The organism is [Micrococcus luteus] ATCC 49442, from assembly GCF_010367585.1.
Classification (GTDB): Bacteria; Actinomycetota; Actinomycetes; order Actinomycetales; family Micrococcaceae; genus Arthrobacter; species Arthrobacter luteus_A.
Genome location: NZ_JAAAXP010000001.1, coordinates 3,393,906 through 3,408,168 on the forward strand (window position 1 = coordinate 3,393,906; position 14,263 = coordinate 3,408,168).

A 14,263-nucleotide genomic window follows, 5' to 3' on the forward strand; every position below is an offset into this window, starting at 1 on the left:
GCGCAGCAGCAGGAATGACGGTTAGGAAATCACATGGCAACAGAGACAGTTGCAAAACCCCGCACCAGCGTGCGGGTCGGCGTCCAGAAGTTCGGGACGTTCCTGTCCGGAATGATCATGCCCAACATGGGGGCGTTCATCGCCTGGGGCCTCATCACCGCGCTCTTTATCGAGAAGGGCTGGATCCCGGTCCCAGGGCTGGGAGGCTTCGGCACCAACGCTGACGGCGATCCCAACGTTGGCCTGGTTGGCCCCATGATCACCTACCTGCTGCCCCTTCTGATCGCGTACACGGGCGGCCGGATGGTCTATGACGTCCGCGGCGGCGTCGTGGGTGCCATCGGCACCATGGGCGTCATTGTGGGCGCCGGTATTCCGATGTTTATCGGCGCCATGATCATGGGTCCGCTTGGCGGCTGGACCATGAAGAAGATCGACTCCCTCTGGGACGCCAAGATCCGGCCCGGCTTCGAAATGCTGGTCAACAACTTCGCCGCAGGCATCTGGGGCGCCCTGCTGGCCATGCTTGGCTTCTACGGCATCTCTCCGCTGGTCACAGCGTTCAGCACAGGCGCCGGAAACGTGGTGCAGTTCCTGGTCAACAACGGCCTGCTGCCGCTCACCAGCATCTTCATCGAGCCAGCCAAGGTGCTGTTCCTGAACAACGCCATCAACCACGGTGTGCTGACTCCGCTGGGCATCCAGCAGTCACTGGACCAGGGCAAGTCCATCCTGTTCCTGCTCGAGGCCAACCCCGGCCCCGGCCTGGGCATCCTGCTGGCGTACATGTTCTTCGGCAGGGGTGTGGCCAAGGCGTCAGCCTCCGGTGCTGCCATCATCCACTTCCTCGGCGGCATCCACGAGATCTACTTCCCCTACGTCCTGATGCGCCCGCTCCTGATCCTGGCTGCGATCGCCGGCGGCATGACCGGCATCGCCACCATGGCCATCACCGGTTCCGGGCTGGTTGCCCCCGCGGCGCCCGGATCGATCCTTGCAGTACTCGCCCAGACCTCGCGTGACAGCTACGTCGGGGTGATCCTGGCGGTAATTCTTGCCACCACGGTTTCCTTCCTGGTGGCCTCCGTGATCCTCAAGACCACCAAGCACAGCGACGAGACGGACCTGACTGACGCCACGTCCAAGATGGAATCCATGAAGGGCAAAAAGAGCTCAGTTTCCTCGGCCCTGACCGGCGCGGGTGCAGGCGCCGGTGCGGGTGTTGGCACGGCCGTCCTCGCAGGCCCCATTAAGAACATTGTGTTTGCCTGCGACGCCGGCATGGGCTCCAGCGCCATGGGCGCCTCGGTACTGCGGAACAAGATCAAGGCCGCCGGTTTCCCCGACGTCAAGGTCACCAACGCGGCCATCGCCAACCTCAACGACACGTACGACGTTGTCATCACCCACCAGGACCTGACCGAGCGGGCCAAGCCGGCCACGTCCAGCGCGGCGCACTTCTCGGTGGACAACTTCATGAACAGCCCCCGCTACGACGAAATTGTGGAACTGGTCAGAGAGCACAACGCCGGGGGTGCAACGCCCGACGCCGGTGCTGCCGCCGCCAGTGCTGCCACTGCCGGAGCAGCCGCGGCAGGCCACGGCGCCCACGTCGCCGATGCCCCCGTTGACGGCGCAGGTGCTGCCGGCAGCGGGACCGCAGCTGCCGCCGGGACCCAGGCGCCGCCGTCGGACATCCTGGTTGCCGAGAGCGTCATCCTCAACGGCCGCGCCACCACCCGTGACGCCGCCATTGACGAAGCGGGCCGGCTCCTGCTGGACCGCGGCGCTGTGGACGAGGGCTACCTCGCGGCGATGCACGAGCGCGAAGAGTCCGTGTCCACGTACATGGGCAGCTTCCTGGCCATCCCGCACGGCACCAACGCAGCCAAGGACCACATCATGAAGTCCGCGGTGTCCGTGATCCGCTACCCGGACGGCATCGACTGGAACGGCAAGCAGGTCAAGTTCGTGGTGGGCGTTGCCGGCATCAACAACGAGCACCTCCACATCCTGTCCTCCATCGCAAAGGTCTTCACCAACAAGGCCCAAGTGGCCCAGCTGGAGGCCGCGACGTCCGTGGACGAAGTCCTGGAGCTGTTCGGAAAGGTCAACGCATAGTGAAGGCAGTACATTTTGGCGCCGGGAACATCGGCCGCGGGTTTGTTGGGCTGCTGCTGCACCAGGCCGGGTATGAGGTGGTGTTCGCCGACGTCGCGGACGACCTCATCACCCAGCTGGCGGCAGCGGACAGTTACAACGTCAACGAGGTGGGCGAAAACCCCACCGTCCGGACAGTGGACAACTTCCGGGCGCTCAATTCCGCCACCCAGGAAGCGGACCTGGTGCGGGAAGTCGCGACGGCGGACATGGTCACCACCGCCGTGGGGCCGCACATCCTGAAATTCGTGGCGCCCGCCATTGCCAAGGGCATCGCCGCGCGGGACGCCGGACTGGCGCCGCTGCAGGTCATGGCCTGTGAGAACGCCATTAATGCCACCGACATCCTGCGGACCGAGGTGGCAGCCCTCTGGGACGACGCCGCCGGCTCGCTGGACTCCCTGGCGGTGTTTGCCAACACGGCCGTGGACCGGATCGTGCCCAACCAGGAACCCGGCCAGGGCCTGGATGTCACGGTGGAGACGTTCTACGAGTGGGTCATTGACCGGACCGCGTTTGGCGACGCGGCGCCGGTGATTCCGGGTGCCACGTTCGTGGACGAGCTCTCGCCCTACATCGAGCGGAAGCTCTTCACCGTGAACACCGGGCATGCCTCCGCCGCGTACTTCGGGTTTGAGGCCGGGCTGGAGAAGATTTCCGACGCCATGGCCGACCAGGATGTGGCGGAGGACGTCCGCGCCGTCCTGGAAGAGACCAAGCAGCTGCTGGTGGCCAAGCACGGATTCAACAACGACGAGCAGGAGGCCTACGTCCAGAAGATCCTGGTCCGGTTCTCCAACCCGCACCTGCCGGACACGGTCAACCGGGTGGGCCGCGCCCCGCTGCGGAAGCTCAGCCGGCACGAGCGGTTCATCGGTCCGGCGGCTGAGCTGGCCGAACGCGGAATCGTGCCGGAGGCCCTGCTGGGTGCCATCGCCGCTGCCCTGCGCTTCAACGATCCGGCCGACGCCGAGGCCACGGAACTCGCGCAGATCCTGGCATCGTCCACGCCCGCGGATGCCACCGAACGGATCACGGGGCTGGAACCCGGACACCCGCTGTTCGCCGCCGTCTCCACCCTTGTGGAGGAGCGCCAGCAGGAAGGGGCAATAGCCCCGGCCTAACGCGGCCGTGCCCCTCCTCCCGTCCACCCATACCCCCGCCCACACCCGGACGCTCTCTCACTTAATGCGGGTTTTTCGGGAACCCTCTCGCACTTAACGTGGGTTTTCGGGCAACCCTCCCGCACCAAACCGCGACGCCGGCACTCACCCGAGTGCCGGCGTCGTGCGTTGTGATCCCAACCACAATCAGCCCGCTATGGCCGTTACGTTTTGAAGTTAGCCTCACCTTACTTATAGAGTGCAGGTACATTAGGCAACAAACGTGTGACCTATTAGCGGACTGGAGAATTGACGTGAAGAAGAAGCTTTCGAGCTACCTGGGGGCACTGGCGGCGGGAGCTGCGCTTCTGACCATAACCGCCTGCGGCGGCGCTGCCACCGCAACCCCCGCCTCCGAGGCGGCCCCCAGCATCACGGTGGAGCATGCCCAGGGCAGCACCGCCGACGTGCCGGTCAACCCGGAGAAGGTCTTCACGTTCGATCTCGGCGTTCTGGACACCCTCGACGCACTGGGCGTCGAGCCCGCCGGCGTCCCCGAGGCCAGCTACCCGGAGTCGCTCTCGAAGTACGCGGACGCGAAGTACGAGAAGATCGGTTCGCTGAAGGAACCCGACTTTGAAGCCGTCAGCGCCGGCGCCCCGGACCTCATCATCATCTCCGGCCGCACCGCCGGCGCCTACGAGGAACTGAGCAAGATCGCCCCCACCATTGACCTTTCCATCGATGCCAAGAACCCGATGGAGAGCTTCAAGGACCAGACCAAGAAGCTAGGCACCATCTTCAACAAGTCGGCGGACGTTGAAGCCAAACTGGCTGACGTGGATGCCACCATCGCCGAGACGCAGTCCAAGGCCAAGGACGCCGGCAAAGGCCTGATCGTGCTGACCTCCGGCGGCGAAGTCACCGCCTACGGCGCGGGCTCGCGCTTCGGCATCATCCACGACGTCCTGGGCGTTCCCACCGCTGCCGACGTCAAGTCTGAAGGAAGCCACGGCGAGTCCGTGTCCTTCGAATACATCAAGCAGGTCAACCCCGACCTCCTCTACGTCATCAACCGCGACACGGCCATCGGTGCCGAGGCCGCAGACGCAAACCCGGTCCTGGACAACGAGCTGGTCCAGTCCACCAACGCCGCCAAGAACAACAAGGTCATCAGCCTGGACCCCGCCGCCTGGTACATCGTTGGCTACGGCCTGAACAACGTCCAGGCAATGGTTGAGGCCGTTGCCGAATCGGTGGCCTGAGCTCCCTGACCACTGACTAACGCCCAATCATGACAACGACGGCGGTGCGGACCGCCGCGCCGGTAAGCCGCAGCCGGTCCCGCGAGTACGTGGGGCTGGTTGCGGCTGCCGCCGTTGTGCTGGCCCTGGCCACCGCGAGCATGTTCGTTGGGGTCAGTGACGTGTCGTTGCCGGCGCTGCTCGCCGGCGATCCCGCCGCCGTCGAAATCTTCTGGGTTTCCCGCGTCCCGCGCACCATGGCCGTGGTCCTGGCCGGCATGGCGGTGGCCGTGGCCGGGCTGATCATGCAGCTGATGGCCCGGAACCGTTTTGTGGAGCCGTCCACCGTGGGGACCGTCGAGTCCGCCACGCTGGGCATCCTGGTGGTCACTGTGGCCATTCCGACGGCACCGATCCTCCTGCGGATGGGTGTTGCCAGCATCTTCGCGGTCCTGGGCACGGCGCTGTTCCTTGCCATCCTGCGGCGCCTGCCCACCCGGAACACCCTCCTCATTCCGCTGGTGGGCATCATGCTGGGCGGGGTCATCGCGGCCGTCACCACGTTCTTCGCCTACCGCTACGACCTGCTCCAGACCCTGAGCAACTGGATGATCGGGGACTTCTCCGGCGTGCTCCGCGGCCGGTATGAGCTGCTGTGGATCGTGGCCGCGCTGATGCTCGTGGGGCTGCTGGCCGCCGACCGGTTCACGGTGGCCGGCATGGGCGAGGACTTCACCACCAACCTTGGCCTCAACTACAGGGTGACCATGCGGCTGGGCCTCATCATCGTCTCGCTGATCTCGGCCGTGGTGGTGACCACCGTGGGCGCCGTGCCGTTCCTTGGCCTGGTGGTACCCAACATCGTTTCGCTCCTGTTCGGCGACAACCTGCGCCGCGCCGTACCGTGGACGGCCCTCTTCGGGGCCGGATTTGTGCTGGTCTGCGACATCATCGGCCGCACCATCCGCTATCCCTACGAAGTTCCCGTGGGCATGGTGATGGCCGTGGTGGGGGCCATCCTGTTCCTCGTCCTGATCCTGAGGAAACGCAATGCCTGAAACCGCCACACCCAGTCCTGCCATTTCAGGCACGCCCGGTGCGCCCACGCTGAAACCTGCCGCGCCGAAGCCCGGCGCGCGCCTGCGGAACAGCATCCGGAACGCGCCGCCGCGCCTGGTGATCGGCATACTGCTGGCCGCCACCGTCGCCGCAGTCGTGTTCTTCCTGTTCAGCGACCTCAAAGGCAACGTGGGCTACGTGCTTCCACGGCGTGCCCTGAAAGTGGCCGCAATGCTGCTGGTGGCCGTCGCCGTGGGCGTTTCCACCCTGCTGTTCCAGACCGTCACCGCCAACCGGATCCTGACGCCGTCCATCATGGGCTTTGATTCGCTCTACATCCTGGTGCAGACGGCGCTCGTCTTCACCGTAAGTGCCGCGGCAGTGACCGCTGCGCCGCCCACGCTGCAGTTCGGCGTCGAAGTTGTCCTGATGGTGGCCTTCAGTGCCCTGCTGTACCGCTGGATGTTCACCGGCGCCACCCGGTCGCTGCACCTCCTGCTGCTGGTGGGCATCATCCTGGGCAGCCTCTTCCGTGGGTTCTCCTCGCTCCTGCAGCGGCTCATGGAGCCCAGCGAATTCATCATCCTTCAGGACCTCTTTTTCGCCAGCTTCAACAACGTGGATCCTGCCCTGCTGGGCGTCTCGGCCGTAATCATCGGCGTTGTCTGCGTCGGCGTATGGCGGGCGCGGCACACGCTGGACGTCCTGGCCCTGGGCCGGGAACTGGCCATCAATGTGGGGGTGGACCACCGCCGTGTGGTCATGCGGAGCCTGCTGGCCTGCTCCCTGTTGGTTGCCGTGTCCACCGCTCTGGTGGGGCCCGTGACGTTCTTTGGCCTGCTGGTGGTCAGCCTCGGCTACCAGCTCTGCCGCGACTTCAACCACGCCCGGCTGATCCCCATTGTGGTGCTGATCGGTGCCGTGGCGCTGGTGGGCGGGCAGCTGATCCTGGAGCGCGTCTTCGGCTTCGCCACCGCCCTGAGCGTGGTCATCGAGTTCGCCGGCGGCATCCTGTTCCTCTACCTCCTGCTGAAAGGCTCGCTGAAATGATTGACGTCCGGAACGTCTCCAAGAGTTACGGCGGCCAGCAGGTCCTCGACGACGTCACCTGCATGATTCCCCGCGGCGGCATCACCTCAATCATCGGGCCCAACGGCGCGGGCAAGTCCACGCTGCTGTCGCTGATCAGCCGGCTCCAGCCGCTGGAAAGCGGTGCCGTCTCCGTGGCCGGGCTGGACATCGCGGCCACGCCCAGCCGCGATCTGGCCCGCACCATGGCCATCCTCCGCCAGGAAAACCACCTGACCATGCGGCTGACGGTCCGCGACCTCGTGGCCTTCGGCCGCTTCCCGCACTCGGGCGGCCGGCCCACTGTGGAGGACCTGGCCAAGGTGGAGGAGGCCATCGCGCACCTGGACCTGAGCTCCATGGCGGACAAGTTCGTGGACGAGCTCTCCGGCGGCCAGCGCCAGCGCGCCTACATCGCCATGGTCCTGGCGCAGGACACCGAATACCTGCTCCTGGACGAGCCGCTGAACAACCTGGACATGAAGCACTCGGTGGAGATGATGCGGCTGCTGCGCCGGCTGGCTGACGAGTTGGGCAAGACCATCGTCCTGGTGGTCCACGACATCAACTTCGCGTCCTGCTACTCGGATACCATCCTGGCCATGAAGGACGGCCGCCTGGTCCATCAGGGCACTCCGGCGGAGATCATGCAGGCCGCCATGCTGCACGACGTCTATGACATCGACATCCGCATCGAAGAGATCGACGGCAACCGCATCGGCGTCTACTTCGCCTGACCCCCGACGCTCTCTCACTTGATGTCGGTTTTTCGGCGACGCTCTCTCACTTAATGCGGGTTTTTCCGAAACGCTCTCGCACTTAACGCACGACGCCGGCACTCACCGTGAGTGCCGGCGTCGTACTTCATCTGTGGCTGGCCTAGTCCGTTGGCGGCAGGGCGTCGAGTGGTGTCTGCGCCCGCGGCGCGAGTGCCGCGTCAAGATGGCGCATGACCAGCGAGGCAGCAACAGGGCGGCGGAAAACGCAGGAAGAAGAGCGTGACGAGCTGAAAAAGCACTTGGAGGACTGCGCCGAGTGCCTGGGAATAGCTGGGACCAAGCACCAACAGCTGCATGATCTGTGGAGCAAGAATGACTGCGAACGCGCCGATGGCACCCGTGATAATTCCCGCGTGCAGCGTCTTCCTTGGCAATCCGGAAACCGTGGTGTGATCCATGACAGGCTCTCCCCCAATTGACTGTAGGTGCCAGCGTACGGTCCTCCGGCGGTGGCGGTGTGGAATGCTGGTGGGGTGAATACCGGTGCCGTTGCCCCCTTGCTGACTGCCGACGTCGACGGCGGGGCGATCAGTCTCCGGCGCGCCTTACCGGCGGACCTCCCGGCCATCGTGGCGCTGTTGGCCGACGACTCGCTGGGCGCAGGCCGTGAACAGAGCCAGGACATGACGCCGTATGAGCAGGCCTTCGAAGCGATCGACGCCGACCCGGCCCACCTTCTGGTGGTGGGGGAGCTGGTTTCCCCAGGCGCTGAGACAGGCCAGGTGATCGCAACTTTCCAGCTGAGCTTCCTCCCCGGCCTCTCGAGGCAGGGCGCGTGGCGCTCTCAGCTTGAGGCGGTGCGGGTGGCCGAGAGCCTCCGTGGCCAGGGCATCGGCAACCTGATGGTGCAGTGGGCCATCGACGAGTCGCGCCGCCGCGGCTGCACTCTGATGCAGCTGACCACCCACAAATCCCGGACGGCCGCCCACCGCTTCTACGAACGGCTCGGCTTTGACGCCAGCCACGAGGGCATGAAGCTCACGCTCTGAGGGTGGCGGTCAGGCCTTCCTGGAACCCTTGGCCACAAAGAGGGTCTCTGCCTGCTCCAGGGACATGCCATTGGTCTCCGGCACCTTGAACATCACAAAGAAGAACGATGCCGCAGCGAACAGCGCGTACATGGCGTAGGTCAGGGGCAACGAAGCGGCGGCCATCACCGGGAAGCTGAGTGTGATGGCGAAGTTTGCCACCCACTGCGCCGCGGCAGCCAGGCCGAGGGCACGGGCACGGATCCGGGACGGGAAGATCTCGCCGAGGAGCACCCAGACCAGCGGGCCCCAGGACGCCCCGAAGCTGACCACAAAGATGTTGGCCGCGACCAGGGCCACCGGACCCCAGGCGCCCGGCAGGGAAATTTCGGACGCGGTGCCCACTGCAGAGGAGAATGCCAGCGCCATCGTGCCGAGTGAGGCTGCCATGCCGATGGAACCGGCCAGCAGGATGGGGCGGCGGCCGATCCGGTCCACGAGGGCGATGGCCACGAGGGTAACCAGGATGTTGGTGATGGAGGTTGCCACGGAAATGGTGAGCGAGTCCTTCTCCTGGAATCCCACGGCCTTCCACAGGGTGGTGGAGTAGTAGAAGATCACGTTGATGCCCACAAATTGCTGCAGGACGGAGAGGATGATGCCGATCCAGACCACGGCCTGCAGGCCGAAGGTCTTGCCCCGGAGCGAGCCCTTCTGGCCGGCCAGCTTGTCCTCTTCGATGGCGTCCTGGATCTCGCGGATGTGCCGGTCCGTGACCTCAGACGGGGCGATGGACTCGAACACCTTGCGGGCTTCGTCTTCCTTGCCCTGGACCACCAGGAACCGAGGGGATTCGGGCAGCGTGTAGGCGATCCAGCCGTAGACCACGGCCGGAACCGCTGCGGCGAGAAACATCCACCGCCACGCCTCGATGCCCAGCCAGAACGCCTGGTCTGCGCCACCGGCACTGGTGGCGAAGACGGCGTCGGACAGGAGGGCGGCGAAGATACCCGTGGTGATGGCCAGCTGCTGCAGCGAGGCCAGCCGGCCGCGGACGTGCCGCGGGGAAATCTCGGAAATGTAGGCCGGCGCAATCACTGAGGCGAGGCCGATGCCCAGGCCGCCCACCAGGCGCCAGAAGATCAGGTCCCAGACGCCGAAGGCGAAGCCGGTCCCGATGGCGCTGACCAGGAACAGCAGGGCGCCGAGCTTCATCGCGGGGATCCTGCCGTAGCGGTCGGCGACCTTTCCGGCGAGGAAGGCGCCGGCCGCGCAGCCCAGGAGGGCAATGGCCACGGCGAATCCGGTAACGGCCTCTGACAGTGCGAACTCATCCTTGATCGCATCCACCGCGCCATTCACCACGGAGGAGTCGAAGCCGAACAGGAAGCCGCCAACAGCACCCGCAAGTGCCAGCCAGATCACCCGCTGCGGGATTTTGGCGGCTGTCTGCTCCGTGGCGGTGGACATAGTTCTCCCTGGGTTTGGGGGTGGGTGGCTGCGGTGCGGACGTCGTCGGCTGCGGTACCGGCGCAGATTGGCCGGTGTGCACGTGCCAGTGTGGCACGTCACCGCCCGTCGTTCCACTTGGCGGCGGGCCGCCCGCCTCGCGATCGAGCGGTGAGATCCCGGCGCTAAGAGGCGCGCTTAACGCCGGGATCTCACCGCTCGATCGGGAGGGGAGGACCTCAGCGCTCCACGAGGATGCCGTCCGGATCGCACCAGACGGTGACACCGGGACGGAAGGTCACGCCGTCGAGCACTACATCCACGTCCACCTCGCCGGCGCTGGCCTTGGCGCTCTTGCGCGGATTGCTGCCCAGCGCCTTGACGCCGAGGTCCAGCCCGGCGATCGCCTCACGGTCGCGGATGGCGCCATTAATAACGACGCCGGCCCACCCGTTGGCGACGGCACTCTCGGCAATCATGTCCCCCATCAGGGCCGTGCCCAGGGAACCGCCGCCGTCCACCACCAGGACGGCGCCGTTGCCCGGGGTGGCCAGGGTGGACTTGACCAGCCCGTTGTCCTGGAAGCAGCGGATGGTCCGGACCGGGCCGCTGAAGTGTGAGCGTCCGCCGAGGGACTGGAACTGGAGGGACACGGAGGCGAGGTCCTCGCCGCGCTCGTCGTAGAGATCGGCGGTATTGACGGCGTCGGCGGGGCGTTGGGCGGGTGCGTTCATTGCATCTCCAGGTGTCCGGTGTCTGGTGTCCAGGGCGGTCCCCGCACGGCGTGCGCCGTATGACAAGCGGGGCTTGATGCCCACGATAGTCTGTCTCCAGAATTACCTACCGTTCCAGGGGGAACCAGCTATGAGCCTGCCCGACACACCCGCAGCGGCCGATCCCGGCCGTGCATCGGATCCAGGCTCCACGGGACAGCCCTTGGCAGGAGCAGGAAGTACGACGGCGGCGCTCGCCGAGCCGACGCAGAGGGTCACCGCGCGCTGGGTGACCGGCTTGGTGCTGGTTAACGTTGGCATCAACGCCGCGTTCTTTGGGCCCATCAACGTCTTTATCGCCGAGCAGGCCATTGGCATCGACGAAGCCAACAAGGAAGCCATCGCCTCCCTCGTACTTGGGTGCGGCGCCGCCGTATCCCTGGTGGCCAATCCGCTGTTCGGGGCGCTGTCCGACCGGACGGTTTCGGGTTTCGGCCGTCGTTCCCCCTGGGTCCTGGCCGGTGCCGTCCTGGCCACGGCAGCGTTGCTGGCAATGTCCGGGGCCACCTCTGTGGCCCTGATGGTCCTGTTCTGGTGCCTGGTCCAGCTGGGCGCCAACGCAGCCTACGCGGCCATCACCGCCGCCATCCCGGACCAGGTGCCGGTGCTGCAGCGCGGCGGAGTGGGGGGACTGGCGGCCCTGGGCCAAACGGCGGGCATCCTCCTGGGCGCCGTCTTCGGGGCGGTGGTGTCGGGAAACTTCATGGTGGGCTACACCATGTGTGCGGCCGCCCTGCTGTTCTCCGTGGTGCCGTACCTGTTCCACCGCAATGACCCGCCGCTGTCCAGGGAACTCCGGCCGCCGTTCTCGTGGGGCAGTTTCCTCAGCGGCTTCTGGATCAGCCCGGCCCGCCACCCTGACTTCGCCTGGGCGTGGCTCACCCGCTTCCTGGTCAACGTCTGCAACCAGCTGACGATTGTGTACCTGATCTTTTTCCTCGGGGACGTCCTCAAGCTGGAGAACCCGGCGCTGGGAGTCCTGATCCTGACCGGCATTTATGCGGTGCTGGTGATGATTACTGCGGTGATTGCGGGGCCGTGGAGCGACCGGGTGGGCAAGCGCAAGCCCTTCGTGATCGGATCCTCAGCCCTCATTGCCCTCGCGGGCCTGACCATGGCCTTCTTCCCGGTGTGGACCGGCGCCCTGGTTGGCGCCGCCATCCTGGGCATTGGGTTCGGCGCCTACCAGGCCGTTGACTTCGCGCTGCTGACGCAGGTGCTGCCGCAGGCCGCTGATCGTGGCAAGGATATGGGGGTCATTAACGTGGCCGCCTCGCTGCCGCAGGTGTTCGCGACCGGCCTCGCGTTCCTCGCGGTGACGTACTTCGGAGGGTACTTCACGCTGTTCATTACTGCGGCCGTCCTTGGGTTGCTCGGCGCCGTGTTCGTGGTCAAGATCAAAGGCGTGGACTGAGCCGGTAAGTTACCGTGCCGTATAGTTGAGGCCGACTGCAGGGCAACCGGGATGGGGACCCGCCTGCCGCTGCACCGTAAGTTCACTACCCCGGAATGCTGATGCCCGAGACCTTTCCCGACCATCCGCCCATGGCCGCCCGGCCCTCCACTCCACGGCAGAGGCTGCGTTATACACGCGTCCTCGAATCCGCCGGAGGGTTTGCCCGGAAGGGGCTGGAGTCAGTGGACCTGGCCGGGATCTCGGAGAAGTCAGGTGTTCCGCTGGGCACCGTCTACCGGTATTTTCCCTCACCCGCACACCTGATGCTGGCCCTCTATCGCCAGCAGTTGGATGAGCTCCAGTCGCGTGCCAGCACGTCAGCTGCCAGCTTTGGCGGCCGCGCCCTCACCGGCGTGGTTATGGAGATCTTCCACATGCGGGTGATGCAGCCCGCCGTTGAACAGTGCCTGGCCCGCAGCGTGTACCTCAAGGGCAGGGACACCACGGCCCTTCTGGAGGAGATCGACACCCTCAGCGAAAAGGCAGTGACAACCGCCTCCGCCGACGCCGTGGCGGCCCGGGTGCTCCTGCTGACGGTCACTGGTCTGGTCCAGTCCGTCCGAAACCGCCGGTTATCGCTCTTCGAGGCCGAAGAGGACCTGAAAAAGGCCTGCACCCTGCTTGCTCCGGTCGCTCCAGGCGCCCGCAGGGCCCATCGATCAGCGTAACTGGTCTAGACCAATGGGCGATTAAATACGCCTTTATGCAGTGATGTGGATCACAAATTGCAGTGACAAAACGATTTGGCGCGCTCTTCCGGTCACGAAACACAACTTTGCGCCAGTGAGCGCTGTTTATTATTGCAGGACCGGAGAGGATGGGAACCTGCCTCTGCAAAGGACTTCACCCCGGGCCCGCCACAACTGGGCCCACGAAGCGCCGAATTAGACCACCTTGAGCCTCCCTGCGCTTGAGCCATTCCGCGCCGTACGCCCACGGCTAGCACCAGGAGACAACGAAGTGTCCATTGACGCAATCGCACCCACTGACAACTCCGCCGCAACGGCCCTGACCGAAGCCGAGATTTTCGATGCCCACCAGGGCGGCAAGCTTTCGGTCACCAGCACCGTCCCCCTGTCCAACAAGCGCGACCTGTCCATCGCCTACACCCCGGGTGTGGCCGAAGTCAGCCGTGCCATCCACGCCAACCCTGAGCTCGCCAAGACCCTCACCTGGGCTCAGCGCCTGGTGGTAGTGGTCAGCGACGGCACCGCCGTCCTTGGCCTGGGCAACATCGGGGCCAGCGCCTCACTGCCGGTCATGGAGGGCAAGTCCGCCCTGTTCAAGACCTTTGGCGAACTGGATTCCATCCCGCTCGTCCTCAACACCACGGACGTGGACGAGATCGTGGAAACCCTCGTCCGGCTCCGCCCCAGCTTCGGCGCCGTCAACCTCGAGGACGTCTCCGCCCCGCGCTGCTTCGAACTCGAAGAGAAGCTCATCGAAGCCCTGGATTGCCCCGTTATGCACGACGACCAGCACGGCACCGCCGTGGTGGCCCTCGCTGCCCTGACCAACGCCGCCAAGGTCACCGGCCGCGAACTGTCCGGCCTTCGGGTGGTTGTTTCGGGTGCCGGCGCGGCCGGCATCGCCGTGGCCGAAATCCTGCTCACCGCAGGCATCGGGGACGTTGTGCTGCTCGACTCCAAGGGCGTCATCAGCAGCGCCCGGGCGGACATTGTGGCTGATCCGCAGAGCAAGAAGTCCCAGATGGCCCAGCGGAGCAACCCGCGCGCCATCACCGGCGGCCCGGGCGATGCACTGCTCGGCGCGGACGTCTTCATTGGTGTCTCCTCCTCCAAGCTGGATGAAGAGCACCTGAAGCTGATGAACGCCGGTTCCATCGTGTTCGCCCTCTCCAACCCGGACCCCGAAGTCCTGCCCGAGGTTGCGGTCAAGTACGCCGCCGTTGTGGCCACCGGCCGCAGCGACTTCCCCAACCAGATCAACAACGTGCTGGCTTTCCCGGGCATCTTCCGCGGTGCCCTGGATGCCGGCGCCCGCCGGATCACTCCCGCCATGAAGCTTGCCGCGGCACGCGCCATCGCCGAGCTCGCCGAAGAGGACCTGTCCGCTGACTACATCGTGCCCAGCCCGCTGGACCCGCGGGTTGCCCCCGCAGTGACGGCCGCCGTGGCTGCCGCTGTGGAAGCTGAGTAACCTCACCAGCCACACAGTTCCCTAACGTCCGACGGCGGTGCCTC

Annotated in this window: 13 protein-coding genes; 11 read left to right on the forward strand and 2 right to left on the reverse strand. The window is 65.7% G+C overall.

The annotated features are described in order from the left end of the window. The first annotated feature begins 33 nt into the window (after positions 1-33). The 8 genes from GUV69_RS15490 (at position 34) to GUV69_RS15525 (ending at position 8,402) form a co-directional block, all read left to right on the forward strand. Positions 34-2,121, forward strand: a complete 2,088-nt coding sequence (locus tag GUV69_RS15490) for a PTS mannitol transporter subunit IICBA (RefSeq protein WP_164204024.1) — start codon at positions 34-36, stop codon at positions 2,119-2,121. Next, on the forward strand, positions 2,121-3,284 hold the full coding sequence (locus GUV69_RS15495; RefSeq protein ID WP_164204026.1) for a mannitol-1-phosphate 5-dehydrogenase: 1,164 nt from the start codon (positions 2,121-2,123) through the stop codon (positions 3,282-3,284). Before GUV69_RS15490 ends, GUV69_RS15495 begins: the two co-directional genes overlap by 1 nt. A 293-nt stretch (positions 3,285-3,577) precedes the next feature. Continuing rightward, entirely contained in the window at positions 3,578-4,528 is a 951-nt protein-coding gene (locus GUV69_RS15500) for a siderophore ABC transporter substrate-binding protein (RefSeq protein WP_164204029.1), read from the forward strand. Positions 4,529-4,557: 29 nt separating this feature from the next. Next, a complete protein-coding gene (locus GUV69_RS15505) occupies positions 4,558-5,565 on the forward strand; it encodes an ABC transporter permease (RefSeq protein ID WP_164204031.1) in 1,008 nt (335 codons plus the stop codon). Beyond that, complete coding sequence (locus GUV69_RS15510) at positions 5,558-6,616, forward strand: iron chelate uptake ABC transporter family permease subunit (RefSeq protein WP_164204033.1); 1,059 nt, start codon at positions 5,558-5,560, stop codon at positions 6,614-6,616. Before GUV69_RS15505 ends, GUV69_RS15510 begins: the two co-directional genes overlap by 8 nt. Continuing rightward, positions 6,613-7,371, forward strand: a complete 759-nt coding sequence (locus tag GUV69_RS15515) for an iron ABC transporter ATP-binding protein (RefSeq protein ID WP_164204035.1) — start codon at positions 6,613-6,615, stop codon at positions 7,369-7,371. Before GUV69_RS15510 ends, GUV69_RS15515 begins: the two co-directional genes overlap by 4 nt. A gap of 212 nt (positions 7,372-7,583) precedes the next feature. Then, positions 7,584-7,832, forward strand: coding sequence for a hypothetical protein (locus GUV69_RS15520; RefSeq protein ID WP_164204037.1), 249 nt, complete (start codon positions 7,584-7,586; stop codon positions 7,830-7,832). A 54-nt stretch (positions 7,833-7,886) separates the two neighbouring features. Next, the gene (locus GUV69_RS15525; RefSeq protein WP_373458777.1) at positions 7,887-8,402 is read left to right on the forward strand and encodes a GNAT family N-acetyltransferase; all 516 of its coding nucleotides are present in this window, start codon (positions 7,887-7,889) and stop codon (positions 8,400-8,402) included. A 9-nt stretch (positions 8,403-8,411) separates the two neighbouring features. On the opposite strand, the gene GUV69_RS15530 is transcribed toward GUV69_RS15525, so the two are convergent. Both GUV69_RS15530 and rraA read right to left on the reverse strand, forming a co-directional pair. Continuing rightward, positions 8,412-9,851, reverse strand: a complete 1,440-nt coding sequence (locus tag GUV69_RS15530; protein WP_164204039.1) for a sugar porter family MFS transporter — start codon at positions 9,849-9,851, stop codon at positions 8,412-8,414. Between the two features lie 218 nt (positions 9,852-10,069). Next, positions 10,070-10,564 carry a ribonuclease E activity regulator RraA gene (rraA, locus tag GUV69_RS15535; RefSeq protein WP_164204041.1) on the reverse strand — a complete coding sequence of 165 codons (495 nt, stop codon included), beginning with the start codon at positions 10,562-10,564 and terminating at the stop codon, positions 10,070-10,072. A gap of 130 nt (positions 10,565-10,694) precedes the next feature. Here rraA and GUV69_RS15540 point away from each other — a divergent pair, with 130 nt between their 5' ends. From GUV69_RS15540 to GUV69_RS15550, 3 genes are all read left to right on the forward strand, one after another. Then, positions 10,695-12,017, forward strand: a complete 1,323-nt coding sequence (locus tag GUV69_RS15540) for an MFS transporter (RefSeq protein ID WP_164204043.1) — start codon at positions 10,695-10,697, stop codon at positions 12,015-12,017. A gap of 101 nt (positions 12,018-12,118) precedes the next feature. Then, positions 12,119-12,727, forward strand: coding sequence for a TetR/AcrR family transcriptional regulator (locus GUV69_RS15545; RefSeq protein ID WP_164204045.1), 609 nt, complete (start codon positions 12,119-12,121; stop codon positions 12,725-12,727). Between the two features lie 292 nt (positions 12,728-13,019). Further along, positions 13,020-14,219, forward strand: a complete 1,200-nt coding sequence (locus GUV69_RS15550) for an NAD(P)-dependent malic enzyme (RefSeq protein WP_164204048.1) — start codon at positions 13,020-13,022, stop codon at positions 14,217-14,219. Positions 14,220-14,263: the final 44 nt, after the last annotated feature.

What these genes read in the sequence shown, in the direction of transcription:
- GUV69_RS15490 (WP_164204024.1), top strand. Translation starts at nt 34, where the DNA reads ATGGCAACAGAGACAGTTGCAAAACCCCGCACCAGCGTGCGGGTCGGC.
- GUV69_RS15505 (WP_164204031.1), top strand. Translation starts at nt 4,558, where the DNA reads ATGACAACGACGGCGGTGCGGACCGCCGCGCCGGTAAGCCGCAGCCGG.
- GUV69_RS15510 (WP_164204033.1), top strand. Translation starts at nt 5,558, where the DNA reads ATGCCTGAAACCGCCACACCCAGTCCTGCCATTTCAGGCACGCCCGGT.
- GUV69_RS15515 (WP_164204035.1), top strand. Translation starts at nt 6,613, where the DNA reads ATGATTGACGTCCGGAACGTCTCCAAGAGTTACGGCGGCCAGCAGGTC.
- GUV69_RS15520 (WP_164204037.1), top strand. Translation starts at nt 7,584, where the DNA reads ATGACCAGCGAGGCAGCAACAGGGCGGCGGAAAACGCAGGAAGAAGAG.
- GUV69_RS15530 (WP_164204039.1), bottom strand. Translation starts at nt 9,851, where the DNA reads ATGTCCACCGCCACGGAGCAGACAGCCGCCAAAATCCCGCAGCGGGTG.
- rraA (WP_164204041.1), bottom strand. Translation starts at nt 10,564, where the DNA reads ATGAACGCACCCGCCCAACGCCCCGCCGACGCCGTCAATACCGCCGAT.
- GUV69_RS15540 (WP_164204043.1), top strand. Translation starts at nt 10,695, where the DNA reads ATGAGCCTGCCCGACACACCCGCAGCGGCCGATCCCGGCCGTGCATCG.
- GUV69_RS15545 (WP_164204045.1), top strand. Translation starts at nt 12,119, where the DNA reads ATGCCCGAGACCTTTCCCGACCATCCGCCCATGGCCGCCCGGCCCTCC.